Raw genomic sequence first — 17958 nt, 5'->3', positions numbered from 1 at the left:
CCACTGTATGCGCGGGGCGGGGAATACGACAGGCCGCGAGCGCGCGGAGGGTTCACACCGCACCGTGGTCGGGGCCCGGATCCCCCGGCGGCATGTTGTACGGCGTGACCACCTGGATCGCCGAGGGCAGCGAGGGCCCGTCGCCCGGGAGCGCCTGGTGCGCCCGCATGATGGTCTGGCAGGCGCGGCGCATGTCCTGGCGCAGGTCGTGGTGGAGGACCGCGGACAGCCGGTGCTCGCGCAGCAGCCGGGTGTTGTCGTGGTCCAGGTCGTGGGCGATGAACACGGCGCACTCCCGGCCGAGGGCGTCGAAGGCGTCGAGGGTCGCGAGGTTGCCGCCCCCCATGGAGTAGACCGCGACGATGTCCTCGTCGCGTTCCAGTGCCGTAAGGGCGAGTTCGCGCTGAGTGGCGTCCAGGCCGTCGCTGTCGGTGACCTCCACCAGGGACCGGGCGGGCTGAGTGCGGCGCATGGCGCTGCGGAAGCCCATCTCGCGCTCCTCCTCGCCGCGGAAGGAGCCCCGGCTGATGGTGGTGAGCACATGGCCGGGGCGGTCGCCGAGCCACTGTCCGATGAGGTAGGCGGCGGTGGCCCCGGCCGCGCGGTTGTCGATGCCGATGTACGCCGTGCGCGCGGTGTGCGGCAGGTCGGTCACCAGGGTGACGACGGGAATGCCGGCCGCGGCCAGCCGGCCCACGGCGGCGCCGATCTCCGGGACGTCCGGGGCCTTGAGGATCACGCCCTGGGAACCCCGCTTGGCTATCTTGTCCAAGGTCCCGACCAGCTCGGCGGGGGGACAGGTCTCGCGGAAGTGGAAGCGCGAGCGGACGGCGGCGGGGTGCAGGGAGGGCAGTTCCGCTTCGAGCGCGTCGCGTACGGCGCTGGAGAACCGCTCCGGCGCCTGCATCACGATGTCGATCATGAAGGTGCGGCCCCCGATACGGATCTGGCTCCGCTGCCGGTCCAGGTTCTTGATCGCCTGATGCACCTCCCTGACCGTGCTCTCCCGCACACCGCCGCGGGCGTTGAGAACCCGGTCGACCGTGGCCGTGCTCAGCCCGGCCTGACGGGCGATTTCCCTGATCGGATAGGGGTGCCCCATGAATGTTTCCCAAAGATGATGATGGTTTTTTGATGTGCTTCTGAGGATTGAATGAGGGGTTCGGATTCACAAGACTGACAGAGAAGCAAGGACTGCGAAAGGACTCGGCATGTCCCCTGTACCCGAGCGACCACGGACGTGGCTCACCGAGGAAGACTGCGATCTCACCAGCTTCCGGTCGCTCGTCGAGCAGCGGACCGACGCGGGTGACTACCCCTTCGCCGAGCGGGTCGAGCGGAACGTACTGCTCTACGACAGCGCCCGGCTCCGTACCCTCGCGGACACGCCGGAGGGACGGCGCACCGTTCAGGGCGAGCTGGTCCGGGCCCTCCTGGACGGCCCCGGCATCGTGGTCCTCAAGGGCGCGTTCCCCGACGCGGCCGTCGTGGACCGGGCGTCCGAGGCGTTCAACGCGCTGATCGAGGAGGAGCGCGCCACGGGCGGGGCCCGCGGCGACCACTTCGCCAAGCCGGGCGCCAACGACCGGGTCTGGAGCGCCCTGGACAAGGTGGCCGTGCGCGCACCGGAGACGTTCGCCGACTACTACGCCAACGACATGCTGGAGCTGGTCTCCGAGGCCTGGCTCGGCCCCGCCTACCAGGTGACCTCCCAGGTCAACGTGGTCAACCCGGGCGGAGCCGCGCAGCGCGCGCACCGCGACTACCACCTGGGCTTCCTCACCCAGGAGCGGGCCGCCGCCTACCCGGCGCACGTCCACCGCCTGTCGCCCGTGCTGACCCTGCAGGGCGCGGTGGCCCACTGCGACATGCCCATCGAGACCGGCCCGACGATGTACCTGCCGCATTCGCAGAAGTACGAACCCGGCTACCTCGCCTGGCGGCTCCCGCGGTTCGCCGAGTACTTCGAGGCCCACCACGTCCAGCTCCCGCTGGACAAGGGGGACGCCGTCTTCTTCAACCCCGCGCTCTTCCACGCCGCCGGGCACAACCGCTCCGCCGACACCAGGCGCATGGCCAATCTCCTGCAGGTCTCCTCCGCCTTCGGCCGCGCCATGGAGACGGTCGACCGCGAGGCGATGGCGAACGCGCTCTTCCCGGTGCTGCTGCGCCGCAAGGCCGAGGGCGCCTCCGACGACTGGCTGCGCCGGGTGGTCGCCGCCACCGCCGAGGGCTACCCCTTCCCCACCAACCTGGACCTCGACCCGCCGGTCGACGGTCTCGCGCCGCCCTCGCAGGCGGACACCGTCTGGCGGGCCGTCAGCGAGGGCTGGGCCCCGCAGCGGCTGCGCGAGGAACTGCACGCGGGCGCCAAGCGCCGCCAGGGCTGAAAGGGAGACAGCACTCATGGGACTGCTCGACGACAAGGTCGTCCTGATCAACGGCGGCAGCCAGGGCGTCGGCGCCGGTGTCGTACGGGCCGCCGTACGGGAGGGCGCGACCGTCGCCTTCACCGGCCGCCGGGCCGAGGCCGGCGAAAAGCTCGCGGCGGAGGCGGGCGCACACTTCCTCCGCGCCGACCTCGCGGACCCGGCTCAGGCACGCGACAGCGTCACCCGGACCGTGGAGGCGTACGGGCGCGTCGACTGTCTGGTCAACGCGGCCGGACTGACATCGCGGGGCTCGCTGCTCGACACCACACCGGAGCTGTTCGACGCCCACATCGCGATCAACCTGCGGGCCCCGTTCTTCGCGATGCAGGCCGCCGTCGCCGACATGGTCGGGCGCAAGGCACCCGGCACGGTGGTCAACATCATCACCACCTCGGCCCACGGCGGACAGCCCTACCTCGCCCCGTACGTCGCCGCCAAGGCCGGGCTCGCCGGCCTGACCCGCAACGCCGCCCACGCCCACCGCTTCGACCGCGTCCGGATCAACGGCCTCAACATCGGCTGGACGGACACCGAGGGCGAGGACGCCACCCAGCGCGCCTTCCACGGCGCGGGCGACGACTGGCGCGAGAAGGCCGCCCAGGCCCAGCCGATGGGCAGACTCGGTCAGGTCGACGAGATCGCCGACTTCGTCGTCTTCCTGCTCTCCGACCGCAGCGGCGTGGTGACCGGCTCGGTCATCGACTGGGACCAGATCGTCATCGGCGGCCTCGACTGAGCCGCCCCTCGGGCTGAAGGAACGAGACAGTCATGCGCATAGGCATCATGGGGCTTGGGCGGATCGGCGCCTTCCACGCGGCGACCCTCGCAGGGCTCGACGCGGTGGACTCCCTCGTGGTCACCGACCCGGTGGCCACGGCCGTGGCCACCGCCGTACAGCGGTTCGGGGCCACCGCCGTCGACTCCCCGGAGGCCGTGTTCTCCGCCGGCGTGGACGGCGTGGTCATCGCCGCCGCGACCGACGCACACCCGCAGCTGATCCTGGCCGCCGTCAAGGCGGGCGTCCCCGTCTTCTGTGAGAAGCCCGTGGCCCGCGGCGTCACCGAGAGCCTGGAGGTGCTGCGCGCCGTGGCGGACGGCGGCGTGGAGGTGCACATCGGCTACAACCGGCGCTTCGACGCGGGGTGCGTAGCCGCCCGCGAGGCCGTCGTCAGCGGCGAACTCGGACCACTGCACACCGTACGGTCCACCACCCTCGACCCCGCGCCGCCACCGGCCGGATATGTGGCCACCTCCGGCGGCATCTTCCGCGACTGCGGCGTACACGACTTCGACATCGTGCGCTGGGTGACGGGCCGCGAGGTCACCGAGGCGTACGCCACCGGCGGCAACCGGGGCGCGGACTACATCCGCGAGGCGGGCGACGTCGACACCGCCTCGGCCCTGCTCACCCTCGACGACGGCACCATCGCCGTCGTCTCCAACTCCCGCCACAACGCGCGCGGTTACGATGTGCGCCTGGAGCTGCACGGCATGAAGGACAGCATCGCGGTCGGTCTGGAGGACCGGCTGCCGCTGCGCTCCGTCGAACCCGGCGCCACCTTCCCGGCCGGAACGCCGCACGACTTCTTCATGGACCGCTTCGCCGACGCCTACCGCGCCGAACTCACCGCGTTCACCGAGGTCGTGGCGGGCAGCCGCCCCTCGCCGTGCACGGTGGCGGACGCCATCGAGGCGAGCTGGATTGCCGAGGCGTGCACCCTGTCCCTGCGCGAGAGGCGGCCCGTACGGCTGGAGGAGGTGCGCACGGCGATCTGAAAGCGGGGCGGGGCCCGGCCGCGGATCGCGCGGCCGGGCCCGTGTCCCTTCCGGACGGTGGTCCGGGTGCTCCCCGGGGCGGCTGCCTATGCGGCGAGCTCCTTGGTGATGCGGTCCAGCATGAACGCCGAGGACTCGCGGGCCCGCTCCTCCCAGGCGAAGACACACGCGGTGGCGACGCCGTCGAAGTTCAGCTCGCGCAGGGTGCCGAAGAAGGCGTCCCAGTCGACCTCGCCCTGCCCGATGTCCAGGTGCTGGTGGATGCGGGCCGGGGTGCCGGGCGGGTTGAGGATGTAGCGCAGCCCGCTGGAGCCCTTGTGGTTGAAGGAGTCCGCGATGTGCACGTGCTGGAGCTTGTCGCCCGCGTAGCGCATCATCGCCGCGATGTCCGCCGTGGGATCGGCGCCGGACAGATGGAAGGAGTGCGGGGCGCAGTAGAGGTAGTTCACCCAGGGCTTGTTGATCGCGCGGACGAGATCGACCGCGGGGGTGTTCTCCTCGCAGAAGTCGTCCGGATGCGCCTCCAGGTTCAGGGCGATGCCCTCCCGCTCGAACAGCGGAAGCAGCTCCTCCAGGGAGCGCCAGAAGGCGGCCTCGCTCTCCGCGGCGCGCTCCGGGCGGCCGTTGAACTCCGAGTTCATCAGCGGACATCCGAGGTCCGCGGTGATCTCGATCATGCGCTTCCAGTAGCGGACGGCGGCCTGCCGCTCGGTCTCGTCGGGCGAGGACCACTTGTACAGGGGGAGTACGGAGGACAGCCGCACACCGTGGGCGCGCAGGGACTTCTTCAGCGCGGCGATCCGCTCGTCGTCCGCCCGCGGATGCAGGAAGAACGGCATGAAGTCGTCCCGCGGCGACAGCTCGATGTACGCGTAGCCGAGTTCGGCCACCGTGCGCACCATGTCGTCGATCGGCAGGGCGCGGAACATGTACGGGTCGAGGGCGATTTTCATGCGGTGCCTCCGTAGAAGGCCGGGCGGGGCTTCATGTCGACGGTGACGACCTGGCTGCCGGACTCCAGCGAGCGGACGGCGGCGTCGGTGATGACAGTGGCGGCATAGCCGTCCCACGCGGAGGGACCGGTGGGTTCGACGCCGGCCGCGATGCCGTTGATCCACTCACGGAACTCGGTGTCGAAGGCGTCCTCGAACCGGCCCTTCCAGTCCTGCGGGACCGCGGTGCCGTGCGCTCCGGCGGTGCGGACCCCGACGGCGGCCGGGTCGGGCAGCCGGACGAGACCCTTCTCGCCGACGGTCTCGCACTGGATGTCGTAGCCGTACTGGCAGTTGACGAAGACCTCCAGCTCGATGCGGACGCCGTTCGCCGTCTCGAAGTACATGAGCTGCGGGTCCTTGAGGTGTTCGAACCGCCGGCTCGTGGCGCGCGGTGTGATCACCTGGGCGGAGACGATCTCGTCGTCGAGCAGCCAGCGCAGCACGTCGATCTCGTGCACGGCCGTGTCCTGGGCGGCCATCGCCGAGGTGTACGACGCGGGCACGGTCGGGTTGCGGTGGGCACAGTGCACGACCAGCGGCGCACCGAGGGCCCCGCCGGCGATCACCTCCTTCATCTGGCGGTAGCCGACGTCGAAGCGGCGCATGAAACCGACCTGGACCAGGCGGGCGCCGTGGGCGCGTTCGGCATCGACGATGCGCAGACAGTCCTCGGCGGTGGTGGCGAGGGGCTTCTCGCAGAACACCGGCTTGCCGGCCGCGATCGCGCCCAGCACATGCTCGGCGTGGGTCGGGCCCCAGGAAGTGACGAGGACGGCGTCCACCTCGGGGGAGGCGATCAGCTCGGCACCCGTGGGCAGCGCCACCGCGCCCACCCGGGCCGCGACCTCGGCGGCACGGGCCTGGTCGAGGTCCGTCACGGCGGTGACGGCGGCCCCGGTGACGACATCGGTGAGGCGCCTGATGTGGTCCTGGCCGATCATTCCGGCGCCGATGACGCCTACACGTACGGTCATGGTCGTTTCCTTAAAGGACAAGGGGGTCAGGAGAAGCGCGCCCGGAGCTCGGCTTCGAGGTTCTCGAGGCTGTGGCCCTTGGTCTCGGGGACGTAGCGCTTGACGAAGACGAAGGAGAAGACCCCGGCCACCACGAAGAGGAAGAAGGTGTTGGAGACCCCGATACCGGAGACCAGGGACGGGAAGACCAGGCCGATCACGAAGTTGGTCAGCCACAGCACCACGGCCGCCACGCCCATGCCGAAGCCCCGCATCCGCATCGGGAAGATCTCCGAGAGCATCAGCCAGGTCACCGGCGAGATCGCGCCCTGCTGGAAGGCGAGGAAGGTGACCGTCATGGCCAGCACGGCGTACGCCCGGCCGTCCCCGGCGGGCAGCACCAGGGAGAAGACACCGATGAGCAGCAGGGCGGCCGTCGTGCCGACCTGCCCGGTCATCAGCATGGGGCGGCGGTCGACCCGGCCCAGCAGCCAGATGCCGACGAAGGTGGCCAGCACCGAGATCACGCCGTTGGCGATGTTCGCGGTCAGCGCGCTGTCGGAGGCGAAACCGGCGTCGGTGAGGATCTGGGTGCCGTAGTACATGATCGTGTTGACGCCGGTGATCTGCTGCACGATGGCGATGCCGAAGCCGACGAACATCAGCTTGCGCACCCACGGCACCGACTTCATGTCCTTCCAGCCGCCGAGCTTCTCCTGCTCGTCCTTGACGGCGAGCGCGGACACCTCGGCGAGCTCCGCCTCCGCCCGCGCCCGCGAACGCACCTGCTTGAGGACGTCGAGGGCGTCGTTGAAACGGCTCTGGGAGGCCAGCCAGCGGGGGCTCTCCGGCATCACCAGCATGCCGAACCACAGGACGACGGCGGGGATGGTGGCGATCACCAGCATCCAGCGCCAGACACCGCCGCTCTCGCCGCCGATGTTCGCGATGATCGCGTTGGAGGTGAAGGCCAGCAGCTGGCCGCTGACGATCATGAGTTCGTTGCGGGTGACCAGCGCGCCGCGCCGTTCCGCCGGGGAGACCTCGGCGAGGTAGACGGGCACGGTCACCGACGCGCCGCCGACGGCGAGGCCGAGCACGAACCGCGCCACGATCATCACCGCGGTGGTCGGGGCCAGGGTGGCGCCGAGCGCGCCGACGAAGAACAGCACGGCGAGGGTGAGGATCGTACGGCGTCTGCCGCGCGCGTCCGACAGCCGCCCGCCGGCGACGGCGCCGAGCGCGGCGCCGAGCAGGAGAGAGCTGGTGACCATGCCCTCGGTGACCGGGGTGAGGCCCAGGTCGTCGGTCATGTACGGCAGGGCGCCGTTGATGACGCCGGTGTCGTAGCCGAAGAGGAGTCCGCCGAACGTGGCGATGACGGTGATGACCCGCAGCCGCCGGGAGACCGCCTGGGGCGCGTCGTCCGTGGGGGCGGCGGGGGTGGGGGCCGAAGTCGCGTCGTCCCTGACGTCCATGGCCGCCTCCTACCGGTGGTGAGTCGGGCGTCGGATTCCGGTGAGGCCGCAGCCGGCCAGATGCTCACGGGTGCGTACGGCGATGGGGAGCGGTACGTCGGGAGCGCACGGGTACAGGTCCTGTTCGACGATCACGAACAACTCGGCATCCAGCCGGGAGAGTTCGGCGACCACGTCCGCCGGGTCCGGCACCCCGGCCGGCGGCGAGACACACACCCCGCGTTTGACGGCCTCGCCGAACGACAGGTTCTCGGCGGCCACCTGGGCCAGGATCTCGGGGTCCATCTGCTTGATGTGGACGTAGCCGACGCGCTCGCCGAACCGGCGGATCAGGTCGAGGTTGTCCCCGCCGCCGTATGCGACATGCCCGGTGTCCAGGCACAGATTGGTGTACCGGCCGTCCGACTCGCCCAGCAGCCGCTCGATCTCCGGCTGGGTCTGGATGTGGCTGTCGGCGTGCGGGTGGATGACGAGGCGGACGTCGTACTCGTCGAGGAGCAGCCTGCCCAGCCGGTCGGCGGCGCGGCCGAAACCGGCCCACTGCTCGGCCGTCAGCTCGGGGGACTCGGTGAACGCGCCGGTCTTCTCGTCCCGGTACATGGGCGGGATCAGGACCAGGTGATGGGCGCCCGCGGCGGCCGTCAGCGTGGCCACCTGGCGGACGTGGGCAAGCATCTCGTCCCATGCCTCGGGGCGGTGCAGCGCGCCGAAGGCCGTGCCGCCGGAGACCTTGAGGCCGCGGGCGTCGAGCTCCCGCTTGAGCTGGACCGGGTCGGTGGGGAGGTAGCCGTAGGGGCCGAGCTCCAGCCAGGTGTAGCCGGCCCGCGCGAGTTCGTCGAGGAAGCGGGTGTACGACACCTGGTGCTCGTCCTCGGGGAACCAGATGCCCCAGGAGTCGGGGGCGGAGCCGAGGCACAGATTGCCCACGGTGGTCCGGAGTGGGGATGGCGCCGTTGCCATGACGTGTCCTTTGGGGAGAGGGACAGGGGAGTTTCCTGCGGTGTTCCTTGCGGGGGGTGTGGGGCGGCGCGAGGCCGGTGAGGAGGTCAGCTGGAGGTCGGGAAGGTGAACCCGGCGGCGACCTGCTGCTCGGTCCGGGGCCAGCGGGTGGTGACGACCTTGGGGCGGGTGTAGAAGCGGATGCCTTCGGGGCCGTGGATCGGGGAGTCGCCGATGAGGGAGTCCTTCCAGCCGCCGAAGGAGTAGTAGGACATCGGGACGGGCACGGGGACGTTGATGCCGATCATGCCGATCTTGATCTTGCGCTGGAAGCGGCGGGCGGCCTCACCGGAGCCGGTGAACAGGGCGGTGCCGTTGCCGTAGGGGTTGGCGTTGATCAGCTCGATCGCCTCGTCGAGGGTGTCCACGCGGACGATCGCGAGGACGGGGCCGAACAGTTCCTCCTGGTAGGCCTGCATCTCGGTGGTGACGTGGTCGAGGAGGGAGGGGCCGGTGAAGAAGCCGCTCTCGTGCCCATCCACCTTCAGGCCGCGGCCGTCCACGACGACCGTGGCGCCCTGGGTGGCTGCGGTGGCGACGGCGTTCTCGACCCGCTCCTGGGCGGCCTTGGTGACCAGCGGCCCCATGTCGGTGCCGGGGGCGTCGCCGGGACCGACCTTGACCTCACGCGCCTTGCGCTCCAGCACCTCCACCAGCCCGTCGGCGGCGGAGCCGACCGCGACCGCCACGGACAGGGCCATGCAGCGCTCGCCCGCGGAGCCGTAGGCGCCGGCGGTGATGTGGTTGGCGGCGAACTCCAGGTCCGCGTCCGGGAGGACGACGGCGTGGTTCTTGGCGCCGCCGAGGGCCTGGACACGCTTGCCGTGGGCGGTGGCCTGGGCGTGGACGTACTTGGCGATGGGGGTGGAGCCGACGAAGGAGACGGCCTGGATGCCGGGGTGGGTGAGGATCGCGTCGACGGCGTCCTTGCCGCCGTGCACGACGTTGAACACGCCGTCCGGGAGGCCGGCCTGCTGGTAGAGGTCGGCGATGTGGCTGGCGGCCGACGGGTCGCGTTCGCTGGGCTTGAGAATGAAGGTGTTACCGGTCGCGATGGCGATGGGGTGCATCCACAGCGGCACCATGGCGGGGAAGTTGAAGGGCGTGATGCCGGCGACGACGCCCAGCGGCTGGCGGAAGCTGTGCACGTCCACGCCGCGGGAGACCTGGTCGGAGAACGACCCCTTCAGCACATCGCCGAGACCGCAGGCGAACTCCACGACCTCCCGGCCGCGGGTGATCTCGCCGCGGGCGTCGTCGACGGTCTTGCCGTGCTCGGCGGAGACGATCCGGCCCAGCTCCTCCTCGTGCTCCACCAGGAGTTGCCGGAAGGCGAACATCACCTGAGTCCGCTGGGTCAGCGACGACTCCGACCAGGTCTCGAAGGCGGCGGTGGCGGCCTGGACGGCGGCGTCCACATCGGTGGCCCCGCCCAGGACGACACGGGCCTGCTCGGCGCCGGTGGCCGGGTTGTACACCGGCTGGGTGGCGGTGGCGGAGTTCTGGGTGGGGGAGCCGCCGATCCAGTGCTCGATGGTCTTCACGGTGCGGGTTTCCTTTGCGGGGACGGGATTACAGGTAGTGGCGCTGCGCCCGCTAGTGGGCGGTGTACGTGTCGTATGCGGCGCGCGTGGTGTCCAGGGCGGAGGTCTGGCTGACGGGGACGTCCCACCAGCCGTGGGCGGGCGGGTTGGGCCCGTACAGGTCGGTCTCCACATGCACGACGGTGGTGCGGCCCGCGGTCTTCGCCTTCTCCATCGCCGTGCGGAACTCCTCGACCGAGACGGCGTGCAGGACGTCGGCGCCCAGGGAGGCGGCGTTGGGGGCCAGGTCGACGGGCAGGACGTCCCCGTCGAGGAGGCCGGAGCCGCCGTCCATCGACACCGCCCGGAAGGCATCGTTGACCGTGACGTCCCCGCCCCGGGCGTCCTCCAGCTGCTGCACCAGAGCCTGCGCGGTGGTGAGCCGTACGGTGTTCGCGCTCGTCACAGCAGGCTCACCGCCCGGTCCACGGCACCGGCCACATCGCCGTCCGAGGGGTAGAGCAGGGAGCGGCCGACGACCAGGCCCTGCGCGGTCGGCAGCTTCAGGGCCCGGCCCCAGGAGGCGAAGGCCGCGTCGGCGTCCTCGACCTCGCCGCCCAGCAGCAGCGCGGGCAGGGTCGAGGAGGCGAGCACCCGCTCCATGTCGTCGACGACCGGCAGCTTCAGCCAGGTGTGGGCGGTGTGGCGGCCGAGCCCCGAGGCGATGGTGATCGACTTGATGACGGCGTCGGGGGTGAGGTCGTTGTGGATCCTGCCGTCACGCCAGTGGGAGAGGAACGGTTCGATCATGGCCACCAGACGGCGGTCGTTCAGCTCGTCCACCGCACGGGCGGTGTTCTCCAGCGCGGACGGGGTCGCCGGGTCCTCCAGGGCGATACGGGTGAGCATCTTGCCCCCGTCGAAGCCCATCGCGGCGATCGTCTCGGCGTCGTAGCCGGTGAAGCGGTCGTCGATCTCGAACACCGACCCCGCGAGACCGGCCCGGTTCATCGAGCCGAAGACGCTCTTGCCGTCGAGGACCCCGAGCAGCAGCAAATCCTCCAGAACATCCGCGGTGGCCAGCACACCGGTCACACCCGGCCGCTCCAGCGCGGTGCACAGCCGGTCCAGCAGTGCGAATCGGTCGGCCATGGCCGTGGAGTCGCCACCCACACCGTTGGCGCCACGCGCCGGATGGTCGGCGGCGATGATCATCGCCTTGCCGTGCTCGCCCAGCAGCGAGGTGGCCTTCACCCGCTGCTCGGCCGCCGCCGTGATGGCGCCGGGGTCGTTGACCCGGGCCTCCACGATACGGCTCACCTTCTCGGACAGCACGTCGTCACACCTCTCGCCGGCATTCGTCTTCGGTCGTCCCGCGCAGCTCCGCCGCCACCTCGGCCTCGGTCGGCATCGCCTCCGAGCAGGCCAGGCGGCCGGCCACGATCGCCGCGGCGGCGTTGGCGAAGGACACCGTGCGCCGGGTGTCCCAGCCGGCCAGCAGCCCGTGGCACAGCGCGCCACCGAACGCGTCGCCGGCGCCCAGGCCGTTCACCACCTCCACTTCCACCGGCGGGACCTCGACGGCCGAGCCGTCCCGGTCCATGGCCAGCACACCCTTCGGGCCCTGCTTCACCACGGCCAGCTCCACCCCGGCGGCCAGCAGCGCCTTCGCGGCGGCGTACGGCTCGCGCTCGCCGGTCGCCACCGCGCACTCGTCGAGGTTGTCGACGGCGACGGTGGTGTGGCGCAGGGCCTCGGCGTAGTACGCACGGGCCCCGGCGGGGTCGCCCCCGGCCGCGCCCTTGGAGGCTGTGCTCTTCCAGAACGTGGGCCGCCAGTCGAGGTCGAACACCGTCGTCCCGGCCTTCGCCCGGTGCTCGAGGGCGGTGAGGGTCGCCGAACGGGTCCGCGCCCGTCTTGGTGATCACAGCCGAGGTACGCCCGTACCGGGCGGCGGCCACCGCCACATTGGCCGGGCTGCCGCCGAGGTACTTGCCGAACGAGGTGACCTCGGCCAGCCCCACGCCCGTTTGGAGCGGATACACATCCACTCCGACGCGGCCCATGGTCAGCACTTCGAACGGCATCACGCTGGTTTCCCTTCGCTCCGGAAATCCCGGGGGAATGGTCAGGAGAGGGGGTGCTGTCGCGCTCTACTAGCGCGCTCTAGTGCGAGTACGATGACCCCTGTCCGAATGTCATGTCAATAGCTTGTTGCCGGGGGATTTCGCGGCTGTCCTAGGGTGGGCTCCGTCGAAGGGTGGATCACTGGTGGATGCGGCGGGCAGGCAGCGGCCCACGATGGCCGATGTTGCCGACAAGGCGGGGGTGTCCCGTGCACTGGTCTCGATCGTGTTCCGCGATCAGCCGGGCGCGAGCCGGGAGACCCGGGAGCGGGTCCTGCGGGTCGCCGACGAGATCGGCTACCGCCCCGACAGCGCGGCCCGGCTTCTGGCCCGCGGCCGCAGCCGCACGCTCGGCGTCATGTTCACCGTGCACCAGACCTTCCACAGCGACCTCATCGAGGGGATCTACCCCGAGGCCGAGCGCCTTGGCTATGACGTCCTGCTGTCAGCGGCGGCCGAGGGGCGGAGCGAGGCCAAGGCGGTTGAGGCGCTGCTCGGCCACCGCTGCGAGGCGCTGATCCTGCTGGGCTCCGGCGCGGTCCCCGCCTACCTCGGTGAACTCCGGCAGCGCGCCGTCACCGTGTCGGTCGGTCATCGAGTGCCGCGCGCCGGCGTGGACTTCGTGCACAGCGCCGAGGCCAAGGGCGTCCGGCAGGCCATGGACCACCTGATCGAACTCGGACACCGCGCGATCGTGCACATCGACGGCGGCCGGGGGCCCGGGTCGGCCGAGCGGCGGCGGTCCTACCGGGCCGCGATGCGCCGGCACGGGCTGGAGTCGGAGATCCGGGTGATCCCCGGTGAGCACACCGAGCAGTCCGGCATCGAGACCGGCCATCTGCTCCTGGCGGAGCGCGACCGGGGCCTTCCCCTTCCGACGGCGGTCCTCGCGGGCAACGACCGTTGCGCCATGGGGGTGTGGATGGCCCTGGCGCGGGGCGGTGTCGACGTCCCGCGGGACATCTCGATCGTCGGCTACGACGACAGCCACCTCTCCCATCTCATGCCGATAGGTCTGACCACCGTTCGTCAGGACGCGGTGCTGATGGCCGAGCACGCCGTGCGGTTCGCCGTGGAGCGGCTGGAGCGTCCGGAACTGGAGCCGCGGGAGGCGGTGCTGGACCCCAAGCTCGTGGTGCGGGGGACCAGCGGGCCGCCTCGGGGGGCGGCCTGAGCGCTCACTCGTCCGCGTGGTCGCGGTCGAGGAGCAGGCGTACGAAGTCGGTGACGGGCCCGATGACATCGAGGTCCTGATCGAGGACCCACTGCAGTTGGAGCCCGTTGAGCACGGCGTGGAAGAGGACCGCGGCGCTCTCGGGGCTCAGGTCCTCGCGCAGCCTGCCGCGGGCCACTCCGTCGCGGAACCCCTCGGCGAACTGCGCGCGCCCGCGCTCGTAGCGTTCGGTGAAGTAGCTGTGGGCGGGGTGGTCAGGGCGTGAGGCCGCGGCGGCGAGCTCGATCCACAGCCGCATCAGTTCGGGTGCCTTCTGGTGGTGGCGGATGAGCTCGCCGAGGTAGGGCGCGAGCTGGTCCGGGCTGTCGACCTGGGACAGGCCCTGCTGCCACTCCTCGGCGTCGCGCTCGGCGAGCACCTCGGCAAGGAGCTCGTCCTTGTTGCGGAAGTGGTGGAGGAGCCCGGCATGGGTGATACCGGCCCGCTCCGCGATGTCGCGCAGGGAGGCCTTCGCGTAGCCGTTCTCGGCGAAGCTGTCGCGCGCCGCCCGGACGATCTCCGCTCTGCGGGCCGGTGTCTTGGCGTACGGCCCGCGCGCCTTTCCCTGACTCACGGTGCGCCCCCTTCGGTGAAAGCTCGCGAGCGGTCCATGGATAACGCTCTGATTACGAACGCTGATCGTACTCTTCCCGCGCTGGTGGCGCGGGCTTACCGTCCAGCGGAAACCAACCGAGTGGTAAAGATTGGCGACGCCGCTGATCCAGGATGTCGAAACGTCGCACAGCCCGAAAGGAACCCGAACCGTGCCCGAGGAGAACACAAGCGCGCTGAGCCGTCGACACCTGCTCGGCGTCATGACGGCGGCGGCAGCCGGGGCCTCCCTCCCGCTCACCGCGGCGCCGAGCGCCCGAGCGGCAGGCGGAAGGGCGTCCGGCGGACACGGTTCCGCCCCCACGGATCTGCAGGTCAACTCCCGGGTCCAACCGCTGGGGACGCAGACCGCGCCGGCGTTCGGCTGGGTGCCGCCGGTGGCCAGGCAGACCGCGTACGAGATCCAGGTCGGAACCGCACCCGGTGAGGCGGACGTCTGGCACAGCGGCAAGGTGACAAGCCCGAACAGCGTCGACGTGGCCTACGGCGGCGGCGCGCTGCGCTCGGAGCAGGCGTACTTCTGGCGGGTGCGGACCTGGGACGAGAAGGGCGCCCCGGGTCGCTGGAGCGAGCCCGCGCGGTGGGAGACCGGACTGCTGAAGGGCGAGAAGGACTGGTCGGGCGCGCAGTGGATCGGCGGACGCCAACCGCAGGACCACGACTGGAAGGACCTGACCGCCACCGTCGTCTTCCGTGGCGGTCCCGACGCCGCCGGCGGGCTGTCCCTGCTGCTGCGCGCCGAACCCATCGGCAAGACCTGGAGCGAAGCGCTCGACTGGACCATCAGGCGCAGCGGCGACGATATGCAGCTGGCCATGAAGACCAGCCACTACGCCGGCAACACCTGGGTGGACGACGGCACCTCCGAGCCGAACTGGGGCGTCGACTTCTACGACCCGCAGAGCGAGACCAACCCCACCACGGCCGGCACCCGCGACGTCCCGGTCGGCACGGTCACCCTCCCCGCCGCCACCGGACTGACGAAGGACACCTGGGCGACCCGCGACCACACCGTGAAGGTCACGGTCCGCGGGCTCACCGTGACCACGGAGGTGGGCGGTGTCGAGGTGGACCGCCGCACACTCGCCGCGGACCAGATCCGCCGCCACGGAAGCTTCGGCTTCGGCGGCGGCACCTCCGCCACCGTCCGCAGCGTCAAGGTGACCGGCACCGGCGCCCCCGACTTCTCCGCCGACCTCACCACCGGCGCCAACCCGTTCGAAAGTGGCATCGGCACCCTCGACGGCCTGACCTTCCCGCCCAAGAACCCCTACATCCCCGCCAAGAACGCCGTGCTGCCCATCGCCAACCCGGCACCCGTGCTGCGCCGCTCGTTCACCCTGCCCCACGGCCGGCGCATCGCCAGGGCACGCCTCCACCTGAGCGCCGCCGGCAACGTCACCTTCACCGTCAACGGCGACCCGATCACCGTGGACGGCAAGCAGGCGGCCGAAGACCGGACCAACGTCCCCCGGCTCCTCACCGACCAGAGCACCTACGACCGCACGGTGCTCTACGACACCTTCGACGTCACCGCGCTGCTGCGGGCCGGCCGGGACAACGTCGTCGCCGCCGAACTCGGCCGCGGCTGGTACGGAGTGACCACGCCACAGGAGTGGTACTGGCAACTCGCCCCCTACGCCGGCCAGCCCCGTATGCGAGCGAAGCTCGTCGTGTCCTACACGGACGGCTCGGCCACCACGCTCGTCACCGACCGGGACTGGCTCACCGCGGACGGGCCCACGACCTTCGACTCCGTCTACTCGGGAGAGAAGTACGACGCCCGGCGCGCCGACCGGCTCGGCGACTGGCGCTCGGCCGGCTACCGCACCGGCCGCGACTGGCGTCCGGCCACGGTGCTGATCCCCCCGGGCAGCTGCGCGGGCCCCGCGCCCGAGCATCACGGCGCCCTGCCGGCCACGACGGTTCCCCAGGGCTTCACACCGGCCGTCCTACGCGCCCACGAGGCGGAGCCGGTCCTGGTCAGCCAGACGCTGCGCCCGGTCTCGCTCACCGAGACCGCCCCCGGCTCGGGAAGCTGGGTCCTGGACTTCGGCCAGATCATGACCGGCTTCGTCCGGCTGTCCCTCACCCAGGTGCACCCCGACAAGGAGGGCATCACCCTGCGGATCCGCGGGGGCAACCGCATCGCGGGCGGCGATGGCGGCGCCGGCTCCCCGCTGTCCGTCGAGGAGGAGAACTTCCAGCACGACGCCGACCTCCAGACGCACTACTACACCCTCGGCAGGCGGCCGGCGCAGACCTGGGAACAGCGGTTCAGCCACTTCGGCTTCCGCTACCTGGAAGTGATGAACCTCGAAGCCGTCCTCGGACGGACACCCGACCTCGAGCGGGACGCGGAGGTGCTGACCGTCGACGTCGCCCGCTCCGGCTTCGCCCGCACCGGCACGTTCACCACGGACAACCCGCTGCTCAACCGACTCCAGCGCAATCTGGAGTGGGCCGAGCAGAACAACCTGGTCCAAAAGCCCACCGACACCCCGTCGCGGGAGAAGAACGGCTGGACCGGCGACGCCATGGCCAGCTCCGAGTCGCAGTCCCTCACCTGGGACGTCAACGCCCTCCTCACCAACTACCTGCGCCACTTCCCCGACACCCAGATCTCCACCGGCCAGCTGCCCATGTTCGTGCCCATCGCCAAGGGAGGCTACGGCTACGACCACACCCCCGGCTGGAACGCCGCGTGGAAGGCGGTGCCCGCCTGGGACTCGGCGTACTTCGTCATCCCGAAGGAGCTGTACGCGTACTACGGCAACAGCAGCCTGTTCGCCGAGCTCTACGACCACCAGGACACGCTCCTGAAGTACTACGAGACCCTGTTCACCGCCGAGAACGACTACACGTTCGAAGCCTCCCTCGGCGCCTACTCCGGCGCCGAGCCCCCCGGCAGCAACGCCGTCATCAGCCTCGCCTTCTACATCCACTTCTGCGACTACATGGACGAGGTGGGACGCCGCCTCGGCCGCACCGAACGCGCCGCCCACTACGCGAAGCTCGCGCGCACCCTGCGCAAGGCGTTCATCGCCAACTACTGGGACGCGTCCCAAGGCCACTTCACCCAGGGCAGCATCTCCAGCGAGAACACCCTGGCCATCGCCTTCGACCTGGTCCCCGGCTCGGACCTGGACCCGGGCGACCCCCGCTACCTGGCCGGCACGAAGACGCTCGCCGAGAACAAGAAGGCCCTCGCGAAACTGCTCGCCGACCGCATCGTGGCCGCGGACCACCACATCCGATGCGACATGTACGGATCGCGCTACGAGTTCAACATCCTCAGCGAGTACGGCTACACGGACATCGCCCTCACGGCTGTCACCCAGACCGGTGTGCCCGGCTACGTCCACCAGATCGCCAAGGGCGCCACCTCGCTGTGGGAGCAGTGGACCGACCGGCTCTCGGTCAACCACCACTACCGCTCCAACGTGGCCACCTGGTTCTACCAGAGCCTGGCCGGCATCAAGCCGACCTCCACCGCCTACGCGTCGCTGCGCATCCGCCCGTACGTCCCCGAGGCCGCGGTCAACAGCCGGGTCCCCAAGGACACCCAGGACACCGACCTGGCGCCCGCGACGCTCGACCACGTCAGCGCCTCCATCGACACCGTGCGCGGCACGGTGTCCTCGCGGTGGCGGCGCCGCTCGGACGGCCGGATCGACCTCGCGGTCACCATCCCGTACAACACCGACGCCGAGATCTGGGTCCCCACCCGGGACCAGCCCGTCACCGCGCCCCGGGGCGTCGCCTTCGTCCGCGACGACACCTCCGGGGGAGCCCGCTACACGGTCTACCGGGCCCGGGCCGGCTCGTACCGCTTCAACGCCGGATGACCG

13 protein-coding genes and 2 pseudogenes are annotated in these 17958 nt (G+C 70.8%); 5 read left to right on the top strand and 10 right to left on the bottom strand.

The genetic code is table 11. The annotated features are described in order from the left end of the window. Window positions 1-52: 52 nt before the first annotated feature. The gene (locus tag ACFZDL_RS03445; protein ID WP_353591142.1) at window positions 53-1102 is read right to left on the bottom strand and encodes a LacI family DNA-binding transcriptional regulator; all 1050 of its coding nucleotides are present in this window, start codon (window positions 1100-1102) and stop codon (window positions 53-55) included. Window positions 1103-1211: 109 nt separating this feature from the next. On the opposite strand from ACFZDL_RS03445, the gene ACFZDL_RS03440 reads away from it, so the two are divergent. Genes ACFZDL_RS03440 through ACFZDL_RS03430 form a run of 3 tightly spaced genes read left to right on the top strand, consistent with a single transcriptional unit; the run spans window position 1212 to window position 4208 of the window. Next, on the top strand, window positions 1212-2390 hold the full coding sequence (locus ACFZDL_RS03440; RefSeq protein WP_353591141.1) for a phytanoyl-CoA dioxygenase family protein: 1179 nt from the start codon (window positions 1212-1214) through the stop codon (window positions 2388-2390). A gap of 16 nt (window positions 2391-2406) precedes the next feature. Continuing rightward, window positions 2407-3168, top strand: a complete 762-nt coding sequence (locus tag ACFZDL_RS03435) for an SDR family oxidoreductase (RefSeq protein WP_353591140.1) — start codon at window positions 2407-2409, stop codon at window positions 3166-3168. Between the two features lie 32 nt (window positions 3169-3200). After that, entirely contained in the window at window positions 3201-4208 is a 1008-nt protein-coding gene (locus tag ACFZDL_RS03430; protein WP_353591139.1) for a Gfo/Idh/MocA family oxidoreductase, read from the top strand. 86 nt (window positions 4209-4294) lie between these two features. On the opposite strand, the gene ACFZDL_RS03425 is transcribed toward ACFZDL_RS03430, so the two are convergent. The 8 genes and pseudogenes from ACFZDL_RS03425 to ACFZDL_RS03390 all read right to left on the bottom strand — a co-directional run bounded on the left by ACFZDL_RS03425 (window position 4295) and on the right by ACFZDL_RS03390 (window position 12243). Further along, window positions 4295-5161, bottom strand: coding sequence for a sugar phosphate isomerase/epimerase (locus ACFZDL_RS03425; protein WP_353591138.1), 867 nt, complete (start codon window positions 5159-5161; stop codon window positions 4295-4297). Beyond that, the gene (locus tag ACFZDL_RS03420; RefSeq protein ID WP_353591137.1) at window positions 5158-6177 is read right to left on the bottom strand and encodes a Gfo/Idh/MocA family oxidoreductase; all 1020 of its coding nucleotides are present in this window, start codon (window positions 6175-6177) and stop codon (window positions 5158-5160) included. The genes ACFZDL_RS03425 and ACFZDL_RS03420 overlap by 4 nt, the downstream gene beginning before the upstream one ends. Window positions 6178-6203: 26 nt before the next feature. Beyond that, the gene (locus ACFZDL_RS03415) at window positions 6204-7634 is read right to left on the bottom strand and encodes a sugar porter family MFS transporter (RefSeq protein ID WP_353591136.1); all 1431 of its coding nucleotides are present in this window, start codon (window positions 7632-7634) and stop codon (window positions 6204-6206) included. Window positions 7635-7643: 9 nt separating this feature from the next. Then, a complete protein-coding gene (locus ACFZDL_RS03410) occupies window positions 7644-8594 on the bottom strand; it encodes a TIM barrel protein (RefSeq protein ID WP_353591135.1) in 951 nt (316 codons plus the stop codon). Between the two features lie 86 nt (window positions 8595-8680). Beyond that, on the bottom strand, window positions 8681-10177 hold the full coding sequence (locus tag ACFZDL_RS03405; RefSeq protein WP_353591134.1) for a CoA-acylating methylmalonate-semialdehyde dehydrogenase: 1497 nt from the start codon (window positions 10175-10177) through the stop codon (window positions 8681-8683). Window positions 10178-10229: 52 nt separating this feature from the next. Then, a pseudogene (locus ACFZDL_RS03400) lies at window positions 10230-10508 on the bottom strand (3D-(3,5/4)-trihydroxycyclohexane-1,2-dione acylhydrolase (decyclizing)); the annotation flags it as partial. Between the two features lie 110 nt (window positions 10509-10618). Continuing rightward, complete coding sequence (locus ACFZDL_RS03395; RefSeq protein WP_353591133.1) at window positions 10619-11491, bottom strand: aldolase; 873 nt, start codon at window positions 11489-11491, stop codon at window positions 10619-10621. Between the two features lie 4 nt (window positions 11492-11495). Continuing rightward, window positions 11496-12243, bottom strand: a pseudogene (locus ACFZDL_RS03390) (PfkB family carbohydrate kinase). A gap of 214 nt (window positions 12244-12457) precedes the next feature. Between ACFZDL_RS03390 and ACFZDL_RS03385 the strand changes: the two are divergent. Continuing rightward, entirely contained in the window at window positions 12458-13456 is a 999-nt protein-coding gene (locus ACFZDL_RS03385) for a LacI family DNA-binding transcriptional regulator (protein ID WP_353591132.1), read from the top strand. A 4-nt stretch (window positions 13457-13460) separates the two neighbouring features. On the opposite strand, the gene ACFZDL_RS03380 is transcribed toward ACFZDL_RS03385, so the two are convergent. Next, entirely contained in the window at window positions 13461-14069 is a 609-nt protein-coding gene (locus ACFZDL_RS03380; RefSeq protein WP_353591131.1) for a TetR/AcrR family transcriptional regulator, read from the bottom strand. Between the two features lie 190 nt (window positions 14070-14259). Here ACFZDL_RS03380 and ACFZDL_RS03375 point away from each other — a divergent pair, with 190 nt between their 5' ends. Then, window positions 14260-17955 (top strand): family 78 glycoside hydrolase catalytic domain, encoded by a 3696-nt coding sequence (locus ACFZDL_RS03375; protein ID WP_353591130.1) that lies wholly within the window; start codon window positions 14260-14262, stop codon window positions 17953-17955. The last annotated feature ends 3 nt before the right edge of the window (window positions 17956-17958 follow it).

Source organism: Streptomyces sp. NPDC007917 (genome assembly GCF_042959105.1).
Lineage (GTDB): Bacteria > Actinomycetota > Actinomycetes > Streptomycetales > Streptomycetaceae > Streptomyces.
Note: the sequence above shows the minus strand (reverse complement) of the source record. Positions and strands in the feature narration are given on the sequence as shown.

Excerpts from the sequence above, each read along its gene's own strand:
- ACFZDL_RS03435 (WP_353591140.1), top strand. The coding sequence starts at position 2,407 with ATGGGACTGCTCGACGACAAGGTCGTCCTGATCAACGGCGGCAGCCAG.
- ACFZDL_RS03445 (WP_353591142.1), bottom strand. The coding sequence starts at position 1,102 with ATGGGGCACCCCTATCCGATCAGGGAAATCGCCCGTCAGGCCGGGCTG.
- ACFZDL_RS03410 (WP_353591135.1), bottom strand. The coding sequence starts at position 8,594 with ATGGCAACGGCGCCATCCCCACTCCGGACCACCGTGGGCAATCTGTGC.
- ACFZDL_RS03430 (WP_353591139.1), top strand. The coding sequence starts at position 3,201 with ATGCGCATAGGCATCATGGGGCTTGGGCGGATCGGCGCCTTCCACGCG.
- ACFZDL_RS03425 (WP_353591138.1), bottom strand. The coding sequence starts at position 5,161 with ATGAAAATCGCCCTCGACCCGTACATGTTCCGCGCCCTGCCGATCGAC.
- ACFZDL_RS03420 (WP_353591137.1), bottom strand. The coding sequence starts at position 6,177 with ATGACCGTACGTGTAGGCGTCATCGGCGCCGGAATGATCGGCCAGGAC.
- ACFZDL_RS03440 (WP_353591141.1), top strand. The coding sequence starts at position 1,212 with ATGTCCCCTGTACCCGAGCGACCACGGACGTGGCTCACCGAGGAAGAC.
- ACFZDL_RS03385 (WP_353591132.1), top strand. The coding sequence starts at position 12,458 with ATGGCCGATGTTGCCGACAAGGCGGGGGTGTCCCGTGCACTGGTCTCG.
- ACFZDL_RS03415 (WP_353591136.1), bottom strand. The coding sequence starts at position 7,634 with ATGGACGTCAGGGACGACGCGACTTCGGCCCCCACCCCCGCCGCCCCC.